General features: G+C 62.6%; 17 protein-coding genes. 12 read left to right on the forward strand and 5 right to left on the reverse strand.

The window, feature by feature from the left end; translation table 11 throughout:
• Positions 1 to 152: 152 nt before the first annotated feature.
• From G7047_RS19930 to G7047_RS19960, 7 genes are all read left to right on the forward strand, one after another.
• The gene (locus G7047_RS19930; protein ID WP_166309378.1) at positions 153 to 2,033 is read left to right on the forward strand and encodes an Hsp70 family protein; all 1,881 of its coding nucleotides are present in this window, start codon (positions 153 to 155) and stop codon (positions 2,031 to 2,033) included.
• A 31-nt stretch (positions 2,034 to 2,064) separates the two neighbouring features.
• Complete coding sequence (locus G7047_RS19935; protein ID WP_166309380.1) at positions 2,065 to 2,691, forward strand: hypothetical protein; 627 nt, start codon at positions 2,065 to 2,067, stop codon at positions 2,689 to 2,691.
• 7 nt (positions 2,692 to 2,698) lie between these two features.
• A complete protein-coding gene (locus G7047_RS19940) occupies positions 2,699 to 5,518 on the forward strand; it encodes an Hsp70 family protein (RefSeq protein ID WP_166309382.1) in 2,820 nt (939 codons plus the stop codon).
• A 157-nt stretch (positions 5,519 to 5,675) separates the two neighbouring features.
• Complete coding sequence (locus G7047_RS19945) at positions 5,676 to 6,665, forward strand: Bug family tripartite tricarboxylate transporter substrate binding protein (RefSeq protein WP_371813809.1); 990 nt, start codon at positions 5,676 to 5,678, stop codon at positions 6,663 to 6,665.
• A gap of 5 nt (positions 6,666 to 6,670) precedes the next feature.
• The gene (locus G7047_RS19950; RefSeq protein WP_166309386.1) at positions 6,671 to 7,066 is read left to right on the forward strand and encodes a cupin domain-containing protein; all 396 of its coding nucleotides are present in this window, start codon (positions 6,671 to 6,673) and stop codon (positions 7,064 to 7,066) included.
• Between the two features lie 21 nt (positions 7,067 to 7,087).
• A complete protein-coding gene (locus G7047_RS19955) occupies positions 7,088 to 8,251 on the forward strand; it encodes an acyl-CoA dehydrogenase family protein (protein ID WP_166309388.1) in 1,164 nt (387 codons plus the stop codon).
• A 94-nt stretch (positions 8,252 to 8,345) separates the two neighbouring features.
• A complete protein-coding gene (locus G7047_RS19960) occupies positions 8,346 to 9,236 on the forward strand; it encodes a LysR family transcriptional regulator (RefSeq protein WP_166309390.1) in 891 nt (296 codons plus the stop codon).
• A 137-nt stretch (positions 9,237 to 9,373) separates the two neighbouring features.
• On the opposite strand, the gene G7047_RS19965 is transcribed toward G7047_RS19960, so the two are convergent.
• From G7047_RS19965 to G7047_RS19975, 3 genes are all read right to left on the reverse strand, one after another.
• On the reverse strand, positions 9,374 to 10,138 hold the full coding sequence (locus G7047_RS19965) for a sulfite exporter TauE/SafE family protein (protein WP_166309392.1): 765 nt from the start codon (positions 10,136 to 10,138) through the stop codon (positions 9,374 to 9,376).
• 165 nt (positions 10,139 to 10,303) lie between these two features.
• Complete coding sequence (ybeY, locus tag G7047_RS19970) at positions 10,304 to 10,762, reverse strand: rRNA maturation RNase YbeY (RefSeq protein WP_166309394.1); 459 nt, start codon at positions 10,760 to 10,762, stop codon at positions 10,304 to 10,306.
• A 19-nt stretch (positions 10,763 to 10,781) separates the two neighbouring features.
• Positions 10,782 to 11,738, reverse strand: a complete 957-nt coding sequence (locus tag G7047_RS19975; protein ID WP_166309396.1) for a PhoH family protein — start codon at positions 11,736 to 11,738, stop codon at positions 10,782 to 10,784.
• 47 nt (positions 11,739 to 11,785) lie between these two features.
• Between G7047_RS19975 and ruvA the strand changes: the two genes are divergently transcribed.
• The 4 genes from ruvA to G7047_RS19995 all read left to right on the forward strand — a co-directional run bounded on the left by ruvA (position 11,786) and on the right by G7047_RS19995 (position 18,652).
• Positions 11,786 to 12,358 (forward strand): Holliday junction branch migration protein RuvA, encoded by a 573-nt coding sequence (gene ruvA, locus G7047_RS19980; RefSeq protein WP_166309398.1) that lies wholly within the window; start codon positions 11,786 to 11,788, stop codon positions 12,356 to 12,358.
• A 387-nt stretch (positions 12,359 to 12,745) separates the two neighbouring features.
• Entirely contained in the window at positions 12,746 to 14,254 is a 1,509-nt protein-coding gene (locus tag G7047_RS19985) for a serine protease (protein ID WP_166309400.1), read from the forward strand.
• A 131-nt stretch (positions 14,255 to 14,385) separates the two neighbouring features.
• Positions 14,386 to 16,350 (forward strand): trypsin-like serine protease, encoded by a 1,965-nt coding sequence (locus tag G7047_RS19990; RefSeq protein ID WP_240939198.1) that lies wholly within the window; start codon positions 14,386 to 14,388, stop codon positions 16,348 to 16,350.
• Positions 16,351 to 16,744: 394 nt separating this feature from the next.
• Entirely contained in the window at positions 16,745 to 18,652 is a 1,908-nt protein-coding gene (locus tag G7047_RS19995) for a trypsin-like peptidase domain-containing protein (RefSeq protein ID WP_166309402.1), read from the forward strand.
• A gap of 254 nt (positions 18,653 to 18,906) precedes the next feature.
• Here G7047_RS19995 and dtd read toward each other — a convergent pair whose 3' ends face one another.
• A complete protein-coding gene (gene dtd, locus G7047_RS20000) occupies positions 18,907 to 19,353 on the reverse strand; it encodes a D-aminoacyl-tRNA deacylase (RefSeq protein ID WP_166309404.1) in 447 nt (148 codons plus the stop codon).
• A 44-nt stretch (positions 19,354 to 19,397) separates the two neighbouring features.
• The gene (locus tag G7047_RS20005; protein ID WP_166309406.1) at positions 19,398 to 20,354 is read right to left on the reverse strand and encodes a cation diffusion facilitator family transporter; all 957 of its coding nucleotides are present in this window, start codon (positions 20,352 to 20,354) and stop codon (positions 19,398 to 19,400) included.
• A 102-nt stretch (positions 20,355 to 20,456) separates the two neighbouring features.
• Between G7047_RS20005 and G7047_RS20010 the strand changes: the two genes are divergently transcribed.
• Positions 20,457 to 21,938 carry an AMP nucleosidase gene (locus tag G7047_RS20010; RefSeq protein ID WP_166309408.1) on the forward strand — a complete coding sequence of 494 codons (1,482 nt, stop codon included), beginning with the start codon at positions 20,457 to 20,459 and terminating at the stop codon, positions 21,936 to 21,938.
• The last annotated feature ends 283 nt before the right edge of the window (positions 21,939 to 22,221 follow it).

Below are 22,221 nucleotides of genomic sequence, written 5' to 3' on the forward strand. Positions count from 1 at the left end.
ACGGGGACGACGCCTTCGCCGCGAGGCGGCTCTTGGCTTGCCGTCTGCTGGTATGGCCTGCTCCGTGGCCTTTTGACTGGTGACGCCGCGCGCGAACTACTCACAAGGAACGTGCGATCCGATTGCGCGTTCATGCATTGCAAAGAATTTTTATGGACTCGCCTTCCAACTCCAATCCCAACGCCCTGTTCTGCATCGGCATCGATCTGGGCACTACGCACTGCGCGCTGTCGTATGTAGACAAGACCGCCAGTGATGGCGACAAGGTCGATCAGCAGGTGCTGAACGTGCCGCAGCTCACCGCGCCCGCAAGCGTGGAAGGCAAGGCGCTGCTGCCTTCATTTTTGTACCTGCCGCACGAGACAGAGCTGACCGCCGCCGACATGGCCTTGCCCGGCGCAGGCGAGCAGAGCTTCATCGTCGGCGAACTAGCGCGCACGCGTGGCGCGAACACGCCCATCCGCCTGGTGAGCAGCGCCAAGAGCTGGCTGTGCCATCCGGGCGTGGATCGCCGCGCTGCGATTTTGCCCGCTGATGCGCCGCCGGAAGTCGCGCGCGTGTCGCCGCTCGAGGCCTCAACGCGCTATCTCAAGCACCTGCGCTGGGCGTGGAACAACGCGCGTCCCGAAGCGCCGTTCGACGAGCAGGACATCACCGTCACCATTCCCGCGTCGTTCGATCCAGCCGCGCGCGAGCTGACGGCCGAGGCCTGCCGCGACGCGGGCTTCCAGAACCTCACGCTGCTGGAAGAACCGCAGGCCGCGCTCTACAGCTGGATCCAGCAAAGCGGCGGTCAGTGGCGCAAGCAGGTGAAGAACGGCGACATCATCCTCGTCGTTGACGTGGGCGGCGGCACGACCGATCTCTCGCTGATCGCCGTGCTGGAACGCGACGGCAACCTCGAACTGCAGCGTGTGGCCGTGGGCGAGCACATTCTGCTCGGCGGCGACAACATGGATCTGGCGCTGGCCTATGGTCTCGCACGCAAGCTCGCGGCCGAGGGCAAGCAGCTCGACGCATGGCAGACCCGTGCGCTTTCGCACGGTTGCCGCGCCGCCAAAGAGCAACTGCTCGCCGATGAAAATCTGCAGAGCGTTGCCGTGGTGGTGCCAAGCCGTGGCAGCAAGCTGATCGGCGGCAGCATCCGCACCGAACTCACGCGCGCCGAAGTGCTGGCCATGCTGGTCGAAGGCTTCTTCCCCAAGGTGGCCGCGAGCGACAAGCCACAGACGCGCGCCCGCGCCGCGCTCACGCAGCTCGGCCTGCCCTATGCGCAGGACGCGGCCGTCACCCGCCATCTCGCGGCGTTTCTCGCGCGCCAGGCCGGTGCGACCGAGCAGATCGACGGTCTTCAGGGCACGCAGCCGCAAGGCGCTGCGTTCCTGCATCCGTCGGCGATCCTGTTCAACGGCGGCGTGCTCAAATCCACGCAGATCGAGCAGCGCATCCTCGATGTCATCAACGGCTGGCTGACTGCCGAAGGCGCCCCCGCGCTGCGCGTGCTCGACGGCGCGAACCTCGACCTCGCGGTCGCGCGCGGTGCGGCCTACTACGGCCATGTGCGCCAAGGCCGTGGCGTGCGCATTCGCGGCGGCACGGCGCAGTCGTACTACGTCGGCATCGAATCCAACATGCCCGCGATTCCCGGCATGGAGCCACCAATTTCCGCGCTGTGCTTGGCACCGTTTGGTCTCGAAGAGGGCACGGAAGTGGCGCTCGATGGCGAGGAATTCGGCCTCGTCGTCGGCGAGCCGGTGCGTCTGCGTTTTTTCGGATCGTCCGTGCGCCGCAGCGATGCCGTGGGCACCATGCTGGATTTCTGGGGCCCAGACGAACTGGTCGAGCTGCAGGAAATCGAAGCCCTGCTGCCCGCCGAAGGCCGCAGCGCGGGCGACGTGGTTCCCGTGACGCTGCATGCGCGCGTGACCGACATCGGTACGCTCGAACTCAACGCCGTGCCCGTGGGCGGCAGCGAGCGCTGGAAGGTGGAGTTCGACGTGCGCGCCGAAACGACCACCGACACGCAGCAATGATCGAAGGCTTGATCGCTTAGGCAAACACACTATGTCCAATCTGCACAAATCACTGCTCGACAGCCTCGTCTATTTGGACAAGGACTTCGTCGCAGACCGCTACGAACTTGCGACGGGCGCCAATGCTGCAACCACCATCACACGCCTTCAAGGCAAGAAGGCCGGTGCAAATCTACTGCCATTTTCAGCCGAGATTAGTGCCCAAGAAACTCGCTCATATGCAGTCTCCACACAGCACATGCTGATGGAACTGTGGCCCGATCTGGCCGAGCAACCAACGGTGAACGTGAGCGAATACGCCGAGCGTTCGATGTCGGAGTTCGGCTGGGTCCAAGGGCATCTGTCGACGTTTCAGGTACGCAGTAAATCGCAGCGCGACGGACAGGACGTGGTCACCGCGCAGTCGAGCCACTTTCAGCTGCGCGGCCTCGAGCATGGCCGCTACATCGACCTGATCACCACGCCGGACTATTTCGCCTCGGGCTTCAACGCGCTGCTGCCGCTGCAGATGACGCTGCTCGCCAAGTTCGCGCTGCCGGTGTGCATGTACATGCGCCTCTTGCCCGCGAAGGACCACGCCGAGAACTGGATTGCCGTTCCGCTCGTGATCGTCGAGTCGCGACCCACACTCACCCGAGACATTCAAGCCCTGCTCTGATCTTGAAATGACCACCGCACCTGCAGCGACCCATGTCGTCGGCATCGACCTTGGCACCAGCAACACCGTTGCTGCCTCGGTCTCTCTGACGGATGCCAGCATCGGCATTGAACTGCTGCAGATCCCGCAGCGCACCGCGCCGGAAGAGATTTCCGCGCAGCCGCTGCTGCCTTCGGTGCGCTATCACGCGGCGATTGGTGAGCTTGGCGATGCCGCGTGGCAGAAGCCCTGGCCTGCCATGGACACGAGCGTGGCCAGCCCCGCCGTCGTGGGCCGCTGGGCGCGCGATCTGGGCGCGGCCGTGCCGTCACGGCTGGTGGCCAGTGCCAAGAGCTGGCTCTCGCACACGGGCGTGGATCGCAACGCGGCCATCCTTCCCTGGGGTGCGGCGGAAGACGTGCACAAGATCTCGCCCGTCGCCGCGTCGGCAAGTTACCTTGCCCATGTGAAGGCCGCATGGGACGCCGCGCATACCGATGCGCCGCTCGCGCAGCAGATCGTCGTGCTGACCGTGCCCGCATCGTTTGACGAAGGCGCACGCGCCTTGACGCTGGAGGCCGCACGGCTCGCCGGCCTGCCGCAGGTGCGCCTGCTCGAAGAACCCAAGGCGGCGTTTCACGACTGGCTGGTGCTGCAGGGCGAACAGCTCGGGGCGCAACTGAAAGACAGCAAACTGGTGCTCATCGTTGACGTGGGCGGCGGCACGACCGACCTCACGCTGATCCGCGTCGAACCCACCACTGATGTCGACGCGCTGCCTGCGCTCAACCGCATCGCGGTCGGCGAGCATCTGATGCTCGGCGGCGACAACATGGATCTGGCGCTCGCGCACCGGCTTGAGCCGCAGTTTCTGGCATCCGGCGAACAGCGCCTGCCCGCCACGCGCTTTGCGCAGCTCGTGCAGCGCTGCCGCATCGCAAAGATCCAATTGCTGGCCGAGGACGTGCCCGCGTCGGTCACCGTCACCCTGCTCGGCAGCGGCTCGCGGCTGATGGCGCAGACGCGCTCCGCCGTGCTCACGCGCGAAGGCGTGCGCTCGTGGATCGTCGAAGGCTTTCTGCCGTTGGTGTCCATCGGCGATGCGCCAGCAAAGCGCCAAGGCGCGCTGCGCGGCTTTGGCCTGCCCTATCCCGCCGATGCAGCCATCTCGCGGCATCTGGCGCAGTTTCTCTCGCAGCACGCATCGGACGAACTGCCCGACACCGTGCTGCTCAACGGCGGCGTGTTCCATGCCCATGCGCTGGTCGAACGGCTCACCGAACAGCTCGGGCAATGGCGCGGCAGTGCCGTGCGCGTGCTGCACAACCCGCATCCCGACTGGGCCGTGGCGCGCGGTGCGGCGGCGTATGGATTGACGCTGACCGAGGCGCAGGCCGCTTGCGCTCAACACAAACAACCGATTGCCGCACTGCCCCGCATCGGCGGCGGCGCGGCGCGCAGCTACTGGCTGGTGCTGCGCGGTCAACCCGGCACCGCCGCGCAAGGCCTTTGCCTGCTGCCGCGCGGCACGCAGGAGGGCACGCGCATCACACTCACGGGGCGGCGCTTTGCGCTCAAGTTGGGGCAGGCAGTGCGCTTTGAACTGGTGTCCAACAGCCACAGCGATCAGCCATTTCAGGCCGGGCAACTGGTCACCCTGAATGGCGACGGCTGGCTGAACCTGCCGCCACTCGCTACCGTGCTGCACGCTTCGGAGACCGCGTCGAAACGCACCTCGGTCGAGGTGCAACTGCAGGCCTGCATGACCGAAGTGGGCACGCTTGAAGTGCGTTGCCTGTCGAGCGACGAGATCGCGCAATCTTGGCTGCTGCCCTTCGATCTGCGCGCGCAGGCAGGCGACGATGTGCAGGACGATGATGCAGCCGCAGAGCGCTCGCAGACCCAGCTCAAAGCCGCCGTCGAACAGATCGACCACATCTTCGGCCAACAGGCCAAGGAAGTCAGCACCAAGGAAGTGCGCCAACTGCGGCAGGCCATCGAGAAGATCCTCGGTCCGCGCGAGTCGTGGGATGTGGCCGTGTTGCGCGCGCTGTTCGATGCGCTGCTCGCGCGCACCAAACGCCGTCGCCGCTCCGCCGAGCACGAGCGCGTGTGGCTCAATCTCGCGGGCTGGTGCCTGCGTCCCGGTGTGGGCGCAGAGCTTGACGACTGGCGCATCGCGCAGATCTGGCAGCTCTACGAACAAGGCATCGCCCACGGCAAGGAGTCGGCCAACTGGACCGAATGGTGGGTGTTCTGGCGGCGCGTGGCAGCAGGTCTGAACGAAGCGCAGCAGATGCAGGTGCTCGAAGACGTCGCGGGCCAGATGCAGAAGGCCGTGCAGCAGACCACGCAGCGTAGCGCTGGCAAGTCCACGCACGGTAGTTATGAGGACATGTTGCGCCTCTTCGCCGCGATGGAGGCCGTGCCCTGGCAGTACCGCCAGGAGATGGGCCAGTGGATGCTCTCGCGCCTCAAGCGCGCCGACGAGACGCCGCAGACCTGGTGGGCGATTGGCCGCATCGCCGCACGCCAGCCGGTCGCCGCCAACGCGCATCTGACCATGCCGCCCGGCCCTGCGACCGAATTCCTCGACGCCACGCTCGCGCAGGACTGGCGCAAGAACGAGGCCGCGATGTTCGCCGCCGTGCAGATCGCCCGCATGACCGGCGACCGCGCGCGCGACGTGAACGACGCGCAGCGCACTGCCGTCCTCGCCAAGCTCAAGACCTCGGGCGCGCCACAGCGCTGGATGGATCTCGTGGGCTCGGTTCAGGAAATGGACGCCGAAGACCACAAGCGCAGCTTCGGCGACAGCCTGCCGCCGGGCCTGAGCCTGCTGCGCTGAGAAGAGTGCTAGCGGCATCGCCTCAAGCATCTTCAAAACGAATCATTGACACATCAAAAGGAATTGGACGCGAATACTTGAACTGCGCACCATGAGCCCAACGCCGGAATTCAGATGACGGACACGACACGGCGTCGGACTCAAGGAGACAACCAGCATGTTCATGCAGCGTTCCGCTTTTCTCAAGTTTCTCAAGGCGACCGTGCTCGCGGGCGCCATCGCCCTCACGGGCCTCGCGTCGGCGCAGGCCCCTTACCCCAGCGCCGGCACGATCACGCTGGTCGTGCCGTTCGCGGCCGGCAGCGGCACCGATGCCGTCGCGCGCGTCGTCGCGCAGAAGCTCGGCGAGCGGCTCAAGCAATCGGTCATAGTGGACAACCGCGCCGGAGCCAACGCGCAGATCGGCGCACAGTTCGCGGCCAAAGCCAAGCCCGACGGCTACACGCTGTTCATGACCACGAACACCTCGCACTCGGCGAACCCGTGGCTGGTCAAAAGCCTCAAGTACGACCCCGTCAAGGACTTCACTCCGATCGCGCGCGTGGGCGAGCTGCCGTTCGCGCTGGTGGTCAATCCCAAGCTGCCGGTCAAGAGCGTGCAGGAGCTGCTCGACTACGCGAAGGCCCATCCCGACAAGCTCTCCTACGGCACGCCCAACAGCACGTCGGAAGTGGCCGTGGAGACCATGAAATACATCTCCAAGCTGCAGATCACCAAGGTGCCGTACAAGTCCAGCCCGCAGGCGCTGACCGACCTGATGGGCGACCAGATTCAGGTCTACGTGGCGGACCTCGGATCGAGCTGGAGCATGATCAAAAGCGAACGCGTGCGCGCGCTCGGCGTGACCGCGGCGAAGGGCTCGAACCTGCTGCCGAATCTGCCGCCCATCGGCAAGACGATTGCCGGCTTTGACCTCACCTCCTGGAACGGCATCTTCGCACCAGCGAACACGCCCAAAGAAGTCGTAGACCGCGTCAACGCCGAGCTGCAGGTGATTCTGGCCGACAAGGCCGTACACGAACAGCTCGCGGGCGTGGGCTTCGAGGTCTGGCCTACCAAGACGCCCGAGGAATTCGCCACCTACGTGAACGATCAGCTCGCCTATTGGGGCAAGCTGATCAAGCAGGCCGGCATCGAGAAGGAGTGACGCGCATGACAAGCACCACGACAAGCAAGTACCTGATCCGCGAGCAGGATGTCGAAGGCTACAGCCCCGCCAACCACCACGGCACGGTGAACCGGCGGCTGATCAGCGCGGCCAATGTGGGCGCCAGGCACATGGAGGTGGTGCTCGGCACGCTCGAGAAAGGCGGCGGCGCACTGCCGCACGCACACCCCGGCATGGAGCAGGCCTGCTATCTGCTTGAAGGCATGGCCGAGGTCGAGATCGAAGGCGAGCACTTTCAGATGCAGCCCGGTGACACCTGCTTCTTCCCCGAAGACCGCATGCATATCTTCCGCGTGACGAGCGACACGCCGGTGCGGCTGCTGGTGATCTACAGCCCACCTTACGCAGAAAACCCCGACCGCGTGCGCCGCCCCGTTTGAACCCGAAAGCAATCCCCGACCATGGACTTCCTCCTGAACGAACAGCAAGAGCAGATCCGCGATGCAATTGCGCGCGTGTGCGCACCCTTCGATGACGACTACTGGCTGAAGAAAGACCGCGATGGTGGCTTTCCCGGCAACTTTCACAAGGCGCTGGCCGATGCGGGCTGGCTCGGCATCGCCATGCCCGAAGAATACGGGGGGGCGGGCCTCGGCATCAGCGAAGCGGCGCTGATGATGCACACGATTGCCGAAACCGGCGCGGGCCTGTCGGGAGCGTCGGCTGTGCACATGAACATATTCGGCCTGCATCCCGTCGTGGTGTTCGGCACCGAGGAACAGAAAAAGCGCTGGCTGCCGCCGCTCATCGCGGGCCAGGACAAAGCCTGCTTTGGCGTGACCGAACCGAACACCGGGCTCAACACGCTCAAGCTCAAGACGCGCGCAGAACGCCACGGTGATCACTACATCGTGCATGGCCAGAAGGTGTGGATCTCGACCGCGCAGGTCGCCAACAAAATCCTGCTTCTCGCGCGCACCAAGCCGGTCGAGGAATGCCAGGGCACAGAGGGCCTGAGCCTGTTCTATACCGACGTGGACCGCAGCACCATGGAGATCCGCGAGATCGACAAGCTCGGCCGCAAGTGCGTGGACTCCAACCAGGTCTTCATCGACGGCTTGCGCATCCCCGTCGAAGACCGCGTGGGCGAGGAGCACAAGGGCTTCTCGTACATCCTGCACGGACTCAACCCCGAGCGCATTTTGATCGCAGCCGAGGCCGTGGGACTGGGCCGCGCCGCCCTCGCACGCGCCACGCGCTATGCGAACGAACGCATCGTTTTCGACCGCCCCATCGGCAAGAACCAGGGCATACAGCACCCGCTTGCGCTGTCATGGATGCAGCTCGAATCCGCGCATCTCATGGTGCAGAAGGCCGCCTTTCTCTACGACCGCCACCTGCCCTGCGGTGCCGAAGCCAACGCCGCCAAATACCTCGGCGCCGAGGCCTGCGGCAAGGCCTGCGAGACGGCGATCTTCACGCTCGGCGGCATGGGCTACGCCAAGGAATACCACGTCGAACGCTACATGCGCGAATCATGGATTCCGCGCCTCGCGCCGGTGAGCCCGCAGATGATCATGAACTTCATCGCAGAGAAAGTGCTCGGTCTGCCCAAGTCATATTGAATCGCATGGATCACGCAATCGCATGAACGTTCGGGAAAACGCCAGTTGGATGCCGGTGCCCAAAGTCGGTGGATGGATGCAAGATATTGCGTTCATGAAAACCCATCTGCTCCGCTACTTTGTCGTGCTGGCCGAGGAACGCCATTTCGGTCGCGCGGCGCAGCGTCTGTTCATCACCCAGCCACCACTGTCCACCGCGCTGAAGACGCTGGAAGAAGACCTCGGCGTGCTGCTGGTCGAGCGCGACGCCAAGCATGTGCGTCTCACGCCTGCGGGCGAGGCGTTTCTATTGGAAGCGCGCAAGGTCCTCGCGCAACTGCAGCGCGCAGCTGACGTGGTGCGCAGCGTGGCGCAAGGCACCGAAGGTCGCCTCGATGTGGGCATCACCGGATCGATGGTCTACCGCAACGTGCCGCAATACTGCAAGGCCTTCGAGACCGCACGGCCCAACGTGGAGCTGTGTATGCACGAGATGTCCACCGGCGAACAGCTGCGCGCGCTCGCCTCGGGCGACATCGACGTGGGATTTCTCAACATCGGCTTTCCACCCGACGACCTGGCCGTGCTGCCGCTCGAATCCGAAGTGCTGGTGGCCTGTTTGCCAGAAAGCCATCCACTTGCCGCGAATGCCGACATCGAACTCCAGCAGATCGCACGCGAGGATTTCGTGATGTTCGCGCGCGATGTGTCGCCCGCCAACTACGACAATGTGATCGCCTGCATGCACCAGGCGGGGATTCATCCGCGCACCAGCCATGCGGCGCGGCAGTGGCTCACGGTGGTAGCTCTTGTCTCGACAGGTTGCGGCGTGGCGCTGGTGCCCGCCTGCATGGCCAAGGCGGGAATCAATGGGGTGCGGTTTTTGCCGCTGCGAGGCGTAAAAATGCTCACTCCCGCGATCATGGCCTGGCGAAAAAACGATGATCGGGTTTTGCTTTCAGCGCTTGTCGAGACCGTTCGTTCTTGTGTTCAGACTTCGGGGTGATTCACGAAGCCTTGAGGCTTCGATTGGTCATTCGTTTGGAAGCGGCAATATCGCCCTTGAAGTGGTGACTCAAGGAACGCGCTCACTGCATGCTGCGCTGGCGCTTTGTGCGAATGCCGTGCGCTCTTTCCTTTGCGTTATCCCCGCATGAAAAACAAGATGGCCATGACCAGGCCTGTGGCCACGATGCCCCATCGCAACCACGTCGCGGGCAGTTTGCGCGCGACGCGGGCGCCGATGTAGCCGCCCAGCGTAGCGGCGATCATCATGATCAGGGCCTGCTTCCATTGCACGAGTCCGCCGATGGCGTAGATGGCCACGGCGATGGCGGTGAGCAGAGCCGAGACCAGGTTCTTCATGCCGTTCATCGCGTGCAGATTCGTCTGGCCGAGCAAGCCGAACAACGCAAGCAGCAGGATGCCGAGGCCGCCGTTGAAATATCCGCCGTAGACAGCGACTGCCAGCATGCCGAGCATGCCCTTGATGGGCGACGTGGCTTGGCCGGGATGGGCCTCCTTCGCAGCCCATGCGCGCAGTTGCGGGCCGAAGGCGAACATGGCGGTGGCGGCGAGCAGCAGCCAGGGAACGACCTTGCGGAACACGGCGTCTGGCGTGACCAGGAGCAGCGCGGCTCCTGCCATGCCGCCGATCAGCGAGGTGATGATCACCACGCGCATCGACAGTCCCGGCGGCGGCTGCATGTCTTCGCGAAAGCCCCATGCGCCCGCCACATAACCCGGGAACAGCGCGACGGTGCCGGTGGCATTGGCGACGACCGGAGGCACACCGGTGAAGACCAGCGCTGGCAGGGTCAGAAAACTGCCGCCACCGGCAACGGAGTTGAGCGCCCCGGCCACAAAGGCCGCAGCGAGGAGCAGGCCCCAGTGCGCGAAGAAATCCATGCGTTTTGTCTCTCGTTGTTGTGACTCTACGTAGCCATGCCGCAGGCCTCTTGCGAAAGAGACTCGCGGCATGATTCATGGGACGCATGTTAGGCCGACTTGGGCCGCCCGTTATGCCATCCAGACGCAATACTGCTTAACAGAGCAGCCTGCGTCACTCATCACTCACTTCGCATACGGGTCTTCGAAACCGAGCTCCTCCATGATGTCGGTTTCGTAGGCTTCCATTTCCTCGGCGTCTTCGGTGCTGGTCTCGTGGTCCCAGCCCTGGGCGTGCAGCGTGCCATGCACCAGGAGGTGGGCATAGTGCTCTTCGAGCGATTTGTTCTGCTCTTTCGCCTCACGCTCGACGACGGGCGCGCACAGCACGAGGTCGGCCATCACGCTCGGCTCCTGCTGGTAATCAAAGGTCAGCACATTGGTCGCGTAGTCCTTCTTGCGGAATTCGCGGTTGAGACTCTGGCCTTCTTCGGTGCCGACGATCCGCACCGTGATTTCCGCATCGACCGCCAGCGCGTGGCGAATCCAGCGGGTGACCTTGCTGCGGGACAGCACGGCGCGGTGCTCGGCCACTCCGTCGAATGGGGCGAACTGCAGGGACAGGGAGAGTTGGTTGAGTGCCATGGTGGTGGTTCCTGCCTTCTCAGCCGCGTGTGCTGCGGGTCTTGCTCTGCGCGTCGTATGCATCAACGATGCGCGCCACCAGCGGGTGACGCACCACATCTGCCGTCGTGAAGCGCGACACCGCAATGCCCTTGACACGCTTGAGCACACGCTCAGCATCGATCAGGCCGCTCGGTGCGCCCTTGGGCAGGTCGATCTGACTCACGTCGCCGGTCACCACGGCCTTGGCGCCGAAGCCGATGCGGGTGAGGAACATCTTCATCTGCTCGGGCGTGGTGTTCTGCGCCTCATCGAGGATCACGAACGCGTTGTTCAGCGTGCGCCCGCGCATGAAGGCAAGCGGTGCGATCTCGAGTTGGTTGCGCTCGAAAGCCTTCTGCACCTTGTCGAAGCCCATCAGCTCGTAAAGCGCGTCATACAGCGGCCGCAGATACGGATCAACTTTCTGCGTAAGATCGCCCGGCAGAAAACCAAGGCGCTCGCCCGCCTCGACGGCCGGACGCGTGAGCACGATGCGCTGCACGTTGCTGCGCTCGAGCGCATCGACCGCACAGGCCACGGCCAGATAGGTCTTGCCAGTACCGGCTGGACCGATGCCGAAGGTGATGTCGTGACTGGCGATGTTCTCCAAGTAGGTGATCTGGGTCGGTGTGCGCGCGCGCAGGTCGGCGCGGCGCGTGGTGAGCTGGATTGCGCTGCCCGCCTCACCCGTCTCCAGCATCTCGCTGTCGCCCGCGAGCATGAGCTGCAGCTGTTCTTGTTTGAGTGGGCGATCGGCTATCTCATAGAGCGCTTGCAGCAACTCCATGCCTTGAGTCGCCTTGGCCTTGGGCCCGTCCACCTTGAACTGCTCATGGCGATGAGCGATCTTGATCTGCAGAGCGTCTTCGATGGTGCGCAGATGCGCATCGGCCGGACCGCAGAGGTTGGTGAGGCGGGTGTTGTTGTGTGGGGTGAATGTGTGGCGCAGGATCACGCGGATAATTTGGTTGATTGCGCCGCAAAGTGCGGCTAAGGATTGCAATGATAGGCAAATTGACAGGTACCCTGCTCGAAAAGAACCCTCCCGAGGTCCTGGTGGACTGCAACGGGGTGGGCTATGAAGTGCAAGTTCCCATGAGCACCTTCTACAACCTGCCCGCCGTGGGTGAGCGCGTGGCGCTGCTCACGCAGTTCATCGTGCGCGAGGATGCGCAGCTTCTTTACGGCTTCGGCTCAGTCGAGGAACGCCAGACATTCCGCGAGCTGATCAAGATTTCAGGCGTCGGCCCGCGCACCGCGCTGGCGATTCTGTCGGGCATGGGAGTGGGCGATCTGGCGCAGGCGATCTCACTGCAGGAGGCGGGGCGACTCGTGAAAGTGCCTGGCATCGGCAAAAAGACCGCCGAACGCCTGCTGCTCGAGCTCAAGGGCAAGCTCGGCGCGGACATAGGCATCAAGGCCCACGCGGTGAACGATGCCCAAGCCGACATCCTCCAGGCTCTGCTGGCACTTGGCTACAACGACAAGGAAGCGGCGGCCGCCCTCAAGGCCCTGCCCGCCGATGTGGGAGTGAGCGACGGTATCAAGATGGCGCTGAAATCCCTCGCCAAATAGCTCTCGCCAGTGATACAAAACGCGACACATGAGCTTCTTGACTTATGTCGTCGCACATTGGCATCAGATGACCATCACACTGTGATTTGCCGCATATTTTTGTGATTTTCTGCCATATGATTCGCTTGAATTTGTCGTGATCGATGGTGAGTTAGCGCGTAGTTCCAGCTTGCATTTGAGATGTATGCTGAATTCTGTTCAACTTGGTTAACAAGTTCATTTGCCTGACATATTGCCTTGCTTGATTCCATCGAGTAGGAACCGACTGTTTTGTCTACAAATGTATGCGGCTGACAACTTTACACACCTGATCCGCAAATGGAGTTGGCTTGGCATAAATCGATTGAATGCCCAGTGAATAATCAGGCGATTCAATAGGAGCAGGTAATGAGGAAACATTCCAAAGCATGGTGGCTGGCTGGCAGTGTGGCGCTGGTCATTGCTGGCTGCGGTGGCGGAAGCGGCGGTAGCGACAGTGGAACAGGTTCGGGCACTGGAACGACTGACCCCGGAACAACCACACCGCCTCAGCCCAATCTTGCCGAACGGATCGAGCCTTACGACACGGTGACCAAGAGCGCGGAAGCCACGGCCAAATCTACGGCTGTTGTGCGTGGCGCTGCGGCGTCGCAAGCCATTGCGAATGTCAGCTTGTCGGCACCGGTTTCCACATTGAAGCAAAGTACGCTCGCCACGGCTGTGAGCGCCAAACCCGGCGCGCCCATTCAGATCGGCGTGCAACGCGACGTCTCCGCGACTGCTACCGTCGCAGCAACCACCGCGTTGCTGACATGGAAAAACACCGAAAGCGGCACGCGCGTGGCCGCCATCGCTTTCGAATCCCCTACCGCACAGGGCGTGCGTCTGGGCGTGCAGGTGCAGCAACTGCCCGCCAGCGCTGTGCTGCGTTTCTATGGTGCGGCAGGTGCCGAGGCCACCGAGGTGACTGCAGCAGAACTACAGGCACAGGCCGAGCAGCTGCGGAACAGCGGTGCTGATGCCGCAACCGCGCGCACTTACTGGAGCCCCGAATTCGGCGGAACGAAGACGATTCTTGAAGTCGAGATCGGTGCCACAGCCGACGCAGCGCAGGTGCAGATCGCCGTGCCGAGCCTTTCGCACTTCACCTTCAGCGCCGCAGAGATGCAGAAGTCGATTCTGGAAAAGGCCGCATCAGGCAGTTGCAATATCGATGTGATGTGCCAACCGGACTATCTCCAGCAGGGCCGATCGGTCGCTCGCATGATCTATGTGAGTGGCGCCGCCTCGTACTACTGCACCGGCACACTCATCAATGATGCGAAGTCGAGCGGCACGCCGTACTTCCTCACGGCCAACCACTGCATCTCGACCCAGGCCGAAGCCTCTTCGCTGATCACCGACTGGTTCTACACCGCGTCGGCTTGCAACTCGGGCACCGTTTCCACCAACACGCGACGCCTGAACAAGGGCGCATCCCTGCTCTACGCCACGGCGAGCACGGACACCTCGTTCCTGCAGCTCAACGAGGCACCGCCTTCGGGCGTCGTGTATGCGGGCTCTTATTACGGTGCAGCGCTGGCAAGCAGCAACGGAATTGCCGGCGTGCACCATCCCGCAGGCGATCTGCAGAAGATGAGCATCGGCACCGTCAAGGGTCTCGGCCAGTGCAGCAACGAAACCTGCATCGATTCCTCGGACAGCAACAACGGCTTCTACGCGATCAACTGGCAGCAAGGCACGACCGAGGGCGGCAGCAGCGGCTCGGCCCTGTTCTACACCATTGGCTCGTCGCGCTATGTGACCGGCACGCTCTATGGCGGAACCGCTTCGTGTCAGACACCGAACGGCTCGGACTACTACGGCCGCTTCGACGTGCCATACAAGGCCAAGCTCAAGGCGTGGCTCAACCCCTGATCCGATGACAAGCCACTGACACCTGCGAAGGGCCGAAAGGCGCTTCGCACTGGCGATCAACGACGAATGTGTACGAGCGCGTGGCAGCCGGACTGACGAATGCCACGAAGCAATCAAGCAAGGAACAGACAATGTGTACCGAATTCATGCACGGCCTCTGCTCCGTGGGGCGTGCCGTGGCGATTGGCGCAGTTCTGGCGACTTTGAGCGCGGGTTTCGCTCAAGCCCAGAGCAGCACATTCAATGTGCTGCGTACACAGGCATTGGTGCAACCCAACACCACTCCCGAAGAGTTTGTGCGTTTGAAACACGCCCCCGCCCTGCCGATCACGCCTTCGGTGATCCAACTCGGCGAATGGGCCGGTCTCAAATCCGCAAGCACCAAGCGAGAAGGCATCACACAAGTGGGAGCGCCGCGCGCAAGCACCACTACGGCCAGCACCGATCAGACACGTGCCGTGCTGCAATGGCAGACCTCCGCGCGCGGCGGCCAGATCGCCGCGCTGAGTTTCGAATCGCCCGGTGCGCTGGGCATGCGCCTTGGCGTGCTGATCGACAAGCTGCCCGGCAGCGCGCTGCTGCGCGTGTATGCGCAGGATGCGCGCGACGACGCCTTCGAGATCGCCGGTCAGCGCGTGCTGCAGATTCTGGAGAACAACCGCCTCGCCGGTGACACCTCGGACGCCGCTCGCACCTGGTGGACGCCCGGCACTGATGCTGACGAGCTGACGCTGGAAATCGAACTGCCGCCGGGCACCCTGACCTCGTCAGTGCAGCTGTCCGTGCCGTCCGTGCTGCACTTCTTTGAAGAACTGTCACGCCCGGTGGCCGACAGCGATGCCGATCAGAGCCTCACCAAGATCGGCGAGGCCTCGTACTGCGAGCAGGACGCCACCTGTTTCGACGATTTCGCCACCCAGCGCAACGCGGTCGCGCGCATGATCTTTGTGGAGTCTGACGGGGCCTATGCCTGCACCGGTACGCTGGTCAACGACGCGGCCAAGAGCGCGACGCCCTACTTTCTGACGGCCCATCATTGCATCGACACGCAGACCGTCGCCTCCACCCTGCAGACCTACTGGTTCTACCGCTCGCCCACCTGCAATGCCGGCACGCTCTCACCCGCATCGCGCATCCTGAAGAACGGCGCCACACTGCTCTACAGTGCCGAGTCGCCGGACGTCACGCTGCTGCGCCTGAACGACACCCCACCCGCCGGTGCCGTCTTCGCGGGCTGGGACGCATCCTCCATGAACCGCAGCGCCGCAGTCATCGGACTGCACCATCCGGGTGGCGATCTGCTCAAACTCAGCTCGGGGGCGATCGACGGTGCCGCCACCTGCACGCCCACGGGCTCGGGCAACGTGAGCTGTGTGAGCGACAGCGCCACGTCGATGTTGGGCACCTACTACCGCGTGAAGTGGACCCTTGGCACCACCGAGGGGGGCAGCAGCGGCTCCGGTCTGTTCTACAACGGCTCGCTGACAGGCATTCTCTCCAGCGGCACGGGCTCGTGCTTTTCGAGCCAGGCCTATACCAACTACGCGCGCTTCGATGTGGTCTACCCGGCTCTCAAGAAGTGGTTGGCCGCCACGACCGACACCGGAACGAACCCAGGAACCAGCACCGATACAGGCAGCTCCACCACTACCCGCTCGGCTGTCTACCGCTTCTATAACATCAAATCGGGGGCGCATTTCTACACAATCAGCGCGGGCGAACGCGACTTCGTGATCCAGACCTACCCCGAGTACCAGTATGAGAACGTGGCTTTCTACGCCTACGGTCAGGCAAGCACCGGCAAGGATGCGGTCTACCGCTTTTACAACTCGCAGACCGGAGCGCACTTCTACACCATCAACGCGGACGAACGCGACTTCGTGGTGCAGGCCTATCCCGCTTTCCGCCTCGAAGGCCCCGTCTGGTACGCGCAGAAATCCGAAGGGAATAGCGCCACGCCAATCTTCCGTTTCTACAACACCCGGACAGGCGCGCACTTCTACACGGTCAACGCGGCAGAGCGCGACTTCGTGATCTCGGAGTACAAGGACTTCCACTACGAGGGGCCCGTCTACTACGTGTGGACATCACAGTAAACGCGACCACCCCCACCAACAGCCCGGCAAATGCCGGGCTGTTGTCATTTACGGAGCGTGAATTTGCACACAGTGGCGGTTTTCAACCCCACTTCACCAACACATTGCCGCTTTGGCGCAACACCTTGCCGCCAAGTGGATGGCTCGAACGTCGCCTCCAGAATACTGGTTTGCAAGTGCACGCTTACGCCATTCTTTGCGTCTATTTGACATTTCCGCCCTCCTTCGACGTTCGATCACACAACCCAGACACAAGGATTTTCATAATTAACAAAAACTATTGATTATGTACATTTGCAAACCAAAGTTAATGTTTATGTTTCATTTATTAAATTGTTAATAGCTATTGATAAAGTTGAGTCATTAGATATTTCCGCAATACCGGAGACCTCAGATGACCACCTTGTTCAAGCAATCGATCCAAGCCGCCAAGACCGCTGCCCTAACTGCGATGCTCTTCGTGCTGGCTGGATCTGCCATGGCAAACAATGAGGTGGTTCGCATGTCAAGCCGCGTGCAACCAGCCGGCACCGCCGAGGAGTTCGTGAACCTCAAGCGCTCTGCAATGGCACCGGTGGTAGCAACGATGGTGGAACTGGGCGCATGGACTGCCCCCAAGGCAGCTGCAGCCAGCGACCGTGACGACCTGATCAAGATCGGTGCTACCCGCACCAGCCAAGGCTCCGCATCGGTGCAAGCCGTCAACACCCTGCTGAACTGGAAACCATCGCCACGCGGTGGCCTGATTGCCGCCATGAACTTCGTCTCCAACGACGCCTTCGGCCTGCGCGCCGGTCTGCAGATCGACGCCTTGCCCGGCAACGCGCTGGTCCGCGTCTACGAACCCGAGCTCCGCGACGAAGCCTTCGAGATCGCCGGTCAGCGCATCCAGCAACTGCTGCAAAACAACGCCGCCGCCGGTGCCCCCTCGGCCGCAGCCCGCACCTGGTGGACCCCCGCCGTCGACGGCGACCAGCTTGTGATCGAAATCGAACTGCCCGCAGGTTTCGCCCCCAGCCAAGTGCAGGTGGCGGTGCCCAGCGTGCTGCACATCTACCAGGACATCTTCAACATGGTGGACGACGGCACCGCCGTTAGCACCAAGATCAACAACGCCGGTACCTGCACGCTCGACTCTACCTGCTTCGACGAATACGCCCGCCAGCGCGACGCCGTGGCCCGCATGCACTATGTGACGGCCGACGGTGGCTACCTGTGCACCGGCACCTTGCTGAATGACCGCACCGGCAGCGGCACCCCTTACTTCCTGACCGCCAACCACTGCATCGCCTCGCAGACCGAAGCCTCGACCCTTCAGACCTTCTGGTTCTACCGCACCCCCAGCTGCAACAGCCGCCTGCTGTCGTCGGCCAGCAAGACGCTGAAGAACGGCGCCAAGCTGCTCTACACATCGAGCATGCCCGACGCCACCCTGCTGGTGCTCAACGACACTCCACCCGCAGGCGCCGTGTTTGCCGGCTGGGACACCTCCGCCCTCAACAACGGCGCAGGCATCGTCGGTATTCACCACCCCGGTGGCGACATGCAGAAGATCAGCTTCGGCAACGTGGTTGGCACCTCCGCCTGCACCCCCGGCAAGGGCTACTACAACTGCGTGGGCACCAGCGCCATGACCGAGAGCTTCTACCGCGTACAGTGGACCCGTGGCATGACCGAAGGCGGCAGCAGCGGCTCCGGCCTGTTCGTGAACGGCGTGCTGACCGGCGTACTCTCCAACGGCACAGCCTCCTGCACCGCCACCGGCGGCGTGAACAACTACGCACGCTTCGACAAGATCTTCCCCGCCATCCAGCAATGGCTCTACCCCGAAGTGTCTGGCGCACAGACTGGTGGTGCACGCACAGCCGTCTATCGCTTCTACAACACACAGACCGGCGCGCACTTCTACACCAACAACGTCGCCGAACGCGATCTGGTGATCAACAACTACCACGCCTACCAATATGAAAACGTGGTGTTCCACGCCTACGCACAGGCTGGTGAGGGCCTGGTCGCAGTGCACCGCTTCTACAACCGCAAGACCGACTCGCACGTCTACACCATCAACGACAGCGAACGCGTCGCCATGCAAGCCGATGCCGCCACCTTCGGCTACGACGGCATCGCCTGGTACGCCAAGGCTGAGGCCACCGGCGACACCGTGCAGATCTTCCGCTTCCGCAACACACAAAGCGGCCGCTACTTCTACTCCGCCAGCGTCGGCGAACGCGACTTCGTGATCGCCACGTATGCCGACCTCAAGTACGAAGGCGTTTCATACAACGTGTGGCAAGGCCAGTGAAAACGGGAATCAGGGTTCTAAGGAAGGGATTGAAGGGAGTGAATTGATTTGACAGGGTGACTCTAGGGGAATTGGGCCCGGCATGATTTGCCGGGCCATTTTTTTTAACGTCAACAATTGCATTCAAACAGCGGACCTGCGAAGCGGACGCGCGCCAGGAATCCCCCACCCCAGCGACAAGACAAGCCCTCAAGCCAGGTGCGAAGCCACAGACAGTATGTTCATACGGCAAAACTTCGCAACATCAACAAAAATCAAACTTCACGCATGGTCATAGGAATGGTGACAGGCCCATCATTGATGAGATGCACTTGCATATCCGCAGCAAACTGCCCCGTCTGAACAATGGGATGTACAACCCGCGCCTGCGAAACAAAGTACTCATACAACCGCCGCCCTTCGTCCGGTGCGGCGGCAGCGGTGAAACTGGGCCGATTCCCGCCCTTGGTATCGGCCGCCAGCGTGAACTGACTCACGACGAGCAAGCCACCAACCACATCCTGCACACTGCGGTTCATCTTGCCGTTTTCGTCGCTGAAAATGCGCAGCTTCAATACCTTGGCCAACAACTTGTCCGCCAGCTTGTCGCTGTCACCCTGCTCGGCGCACAACAACACCAGCAGCCCCTGCCCGATCTGGCCAACGACTTCGCCATCCACTTCCACCCGCGCCTCGCGCACGCGCTGCAATACCGTGATCACTTCACTGTCCTTGTCATTTCAACTCAATTCAAATTGAATGGGATTCACTCGCCCTGCGATGCCACCGTCTCGAAAACAGTGGCCTGCCCGAGCGGCAAAATCTCGATGGTCGCGCGCAGATTCGGAACGGCCTGCATCAGCGCCGCTTCCACATCGGTGCGCAACTGCGCGGCACGGCCCAGCTTCCAATCGGAGGGCACATGCATGTGCACATCCACAAAGTTACGGCTGCCCGCACGGCGCGATATCAGACTGTCGAAGCGCGCCTCGCCTCCACTTTGCTCGCTGTAGCGCTCAAGTACCTGCTGCACGCTGTGCAGTTGATCCTGCGGCAGGGCCTCATCCATCAATCCTTGAGACGACTCCCAGAGCATCGCCCCACCCTCGCGCAGGATGTTGAGCGCGACCAGAATCGCGACGACCGGATCAATCCAGTGCCAGCCCGTAAGACCCGCTGCAATCAAACCGACCAGCACACCCGCCGACGTCCACACATCGGTGAACAGATGCCGCGCGTCGCCTTCAAGCGCCTTGGAGTGATGCACCCGCGCCGCGCGCAACATGTACCACGCCAGTACGCCATTGCACACGCTGCTCGCCACCAATAACACCGAGCCCCAGCCGACCTGCTCGACTGGTTGCGGCTGCAACAGGCGCGACACGCTCGCCCAGACAATCGCGATGGCAGCACCGATGATGAGAATGCCCTCGAAGCCGGAAGAAAAGAACTCTGCCTTGTGATGGCCATAAGGATGGTCTTCGTCCGCCGGTCGGCGCGCTATCGTCACCATGGCCAGCGCAAACACTGCGCCCGCGAGGTTGACAAAAGATTCGAGCGCATCGGACAACATGCCCACCGAGCCCGTCACCCACCACGCCAGCGTCTTCAGCGCGATGGTGAGCACCGCCACTGCAACGGACACGCGCAGTAGAGTGGAGGGCGTCATCCACGCTGGCACCGAAGCTGACGGCGAGGTGCTTTGAAGAGGGGCGTTGGGCATGGCCGCCATTATCTCCATGCGCGCCCAACCCTTTCGTGGACTGCGGGTTGGCGAGAATTCACTTATCCATGCAAATGTCACCAAGGCGTGGACAATAGGCCCATGTCATCCATTCCCATGTTCACAGAACCGACGCTGCATACCGACCCGGCCGACGCGCTGGCGCAGGTACAACGCATTTATCAACAGCAGATCAACCTCCTGCGCGATGCGATGCAGCGCTTTGTGGCAGGGGAAACTCCGGTGGAGCATGTACGCGCTTACTACCCCTTCGTGCGCATGCAGACCACGACGGTGTCGCGCAAACCCTCGCCGTTCGCCTACGGGTTTGTCGAAGGCCCGGGTCGATATGAAACCACATTGACCCGACCTGACCTGTTCGCCAACTACTACCTCGAGCAATTCCGACTGCTGCGCGAAAGCCATGGTGTCGAGCTCGAAGTGGGGTTGAGCACCCACCCGATCCCGATCCATTTCTCGTTCGCCGAAAACGACCACATCGAAGGCTCGCTCACGCAGGAGCGCCGCACGCTGATGCGCGACGTGTTCGACCTGCCCGACCTGTCATCGATGGACGACGGCATCGCCAACGGCACCTGGGAAGCCAAGCCCGGCGAGGCCCAGCCATTGTCGCTGTTCACCGCGCCGCGCGTGGATTACTCTCTGCATCGCCTGCGTCACTACACCGGCACCCAGCCCGAGTGGTTCCAGAACTTCGTGCTGTTCACCAACTACCAGTTCTACATCGACGAATTCGTGCGTTTGGGACAGGCCGAGATGGCCAAGGAAGACAGCGAATACATCGCCTTCATCGAGCCCGGCAACGTCGTCAAGCGTCGCAAGGGCCTCGCCGCCAAGCCCGGCGATGAACTCGGCGTCGCCCCACCGCGCCTGCCGCAAATGCCAGCCTACCATCTGGTGCGCGCCGACGGCAGCGGCATCACCATGGTCAACATCGGCGTCGGCCCCGCCAACGCCAAGACCATCACCGACCACATCGCGGTGCTGCGCCCGCACGCCTGGATGATGCTCGGCCACTGTGCGGGCCTGCGCAACAGCCAGCAACTCGGCGACTACGTCCTCGCCCACGCCTACGTGCGCGAGGACCATGTGCTCGACGAAGAATTGCCGCTATGGGTGCCTATCCCCGCGCTTGCAGAAATCCAACTCGCCCTGCAGCAGGCCGTGGCCGATGTGGCCAAGGTGCCCGAAGACCAGCTCAAACGCATCATGCGCACGGGCACAGTGGCCAGCACCGACAACCGCAACTGGGAACTGCTGCCAGACAATATGCCCCAACGCCGCTTCAGCCAAAGCCGCGCCGTCGCGCTCGACATGGAAAGCGCGACCATCGCGGCGAATGGGTTCCGGTTTCGGGTGCCTTATGGGACGTTGCTGTGCGTTTCGGACAAGCCGTTGCATGGGGAGATCAAGCTGCCCGGGATGGCTAACCATTTTTACCGTGAGCGTGTCGATCAGCATTTGCGGATCGGGATGCGCGCTGTTGACATCCTGCGCGAGGGGGGGTCACAGCGGCTTCATAGTCGCAAGCTGCGGAGCTTTGCGGAAGTGGCGTTTCAGTGATTCGTTTTTGTTTTTTGCTGTGGGGTTGAGGGCAGAGGCCGGGAGTTCCGCCCGGCGACGGAGTCACCTTTTGCTTGCGCACAAAAGGTAACCCAAAACGCGCTTTTCAATACCCGCGGCAGAACTCGCTTTGCGCTGCGCGCGCCGCTCGGACAACCGCCGCGAATCAGTCTTTAACTAAGAGGTGTGGTCGGCACATCGCTGCGCTCGTGCCGTGCATCTCGCGACTTCGCGAGATGTGGGGGTGCGAGCGCTGCGTGATTTGCTCGCTGTTGTCGGTCCA

Origin of the sequence: Diaphorobacter sp. HDW4A (genome assembly GCF_011305995.1) — a bacterium.
Lineage (GTDB): Bacteria > Pseudomonadota > Gammaproteobacteria > Burkholderiales > Burkholderiaceae_C > Diaphorobacter_A.

Excerpts from the sequence above, each read along its gene's own strand:
- ybeY (WP_166309394.1), bottom strand. The coding sequence starts at position 10,762 with ATGGCACTCAACCAACTCTCCCTGTCCCTGCAGTTCGCCCCATTCGAC.
- G7047_RS19955 (WP_166309388.1), top strand. The coding sequence starts at position 7,088 with ATGGACTTCCTCCTGAACGAACAGCAAGAGCAGATCCGCGATGCAATT.
- G7047_RS20010 (WP_166309408.1), top strand. The coding sequence starts at position 20,457 with ATGTCATCCATTCCCATGTTCACAGAACCGACGCTGCATACCGACCCG.
- G7047_RS19950 (WP_166309386.1), top strand. The coding sequence starts at position 6,671 with ATGACAAGCACCACGACAAGCAAGTACCTGATCCGCGAGCAGGATGTC.
- G7047_RS19965 (WP_166309392.1), bottom strand. The coding sequence starts at position 10,138 with ATGGATTTCTTCGCGCACTGGGGCCTGCTCCTCGCTGCGGCCTTTGTG.
- ruvA (WP_166309398.1), top strand. The coding sequence starts at position 11,786 with ATGATAGGCAAATTGACAGGTACCCTGCTCGAAAAGAACCCTCCCGAG.
- G7047_RS19940 (WP_166309382.1), top strand. The coding sequence starts at position 2,699 with ATGACCACCGCACCTGCAGCGACCCATGTCGTCGGCATCGACCTTGGC.
- G7047_RS19945 (WP_371813809.1), top strand. The coding sequence starts at position 5,676 with ATGTTCATGCAGCGTTCCGCTTTTCTCAAGTTTCTCAAGGCGACCGTG.
- G7047_RS19990 (WP_240939198.1), top strand. The coding sequence starts at position 14,386 with ATGTGTACCGAATTCATGCACGGCCTCTGCTCCGTGGGGCGTGCCGTG.
- G7047_RS19995 (WP_166309402.1), top strand. The coding sequence starts at position 16,745 with ATGACCACCTTGTTCAAGCAATCGATCCAAGCCGCCAAGACCGCTGCC.
- G7047_RS20005 (WP_166309406.1), bottom strand. The coding sequence starts at position 20,354 with ATGCCCAACGCCCCTCTTCAAAGCACCTCGCCGTCAGCTTCGGTGCCA.
- G7047_RS19960 (WP_166309390.1), top strand. The coding sequence starts at position 8,346 with ATGAAAACCCATCTGCTCCGCTACTTTGTCGTGCTGGCCGAGGAACGC.
- G7047_RS19935 (WP_166309380.1), top strand. The coding sequence starts at position 2,065 with ATGTCCAATCTGCACAAATCACTGCTCGACAGCCTCGTCTATTTGGAC.
- G7047_RS19930 (WP_166309378.1), top strand. The coding sequence starts at position 153 with ATGGACTCGCCTTCCAACTCCAATCCCAACGCCCTGTTCTGCATCGGC.
- G7047_RS19985 (WP_166309400.1), top strand. The coding sequence starts at position 12,746 with ATGAGGAAACATTCCAAAGCATGGTGGCTGGCTGGCAGTGTGGCGCTG.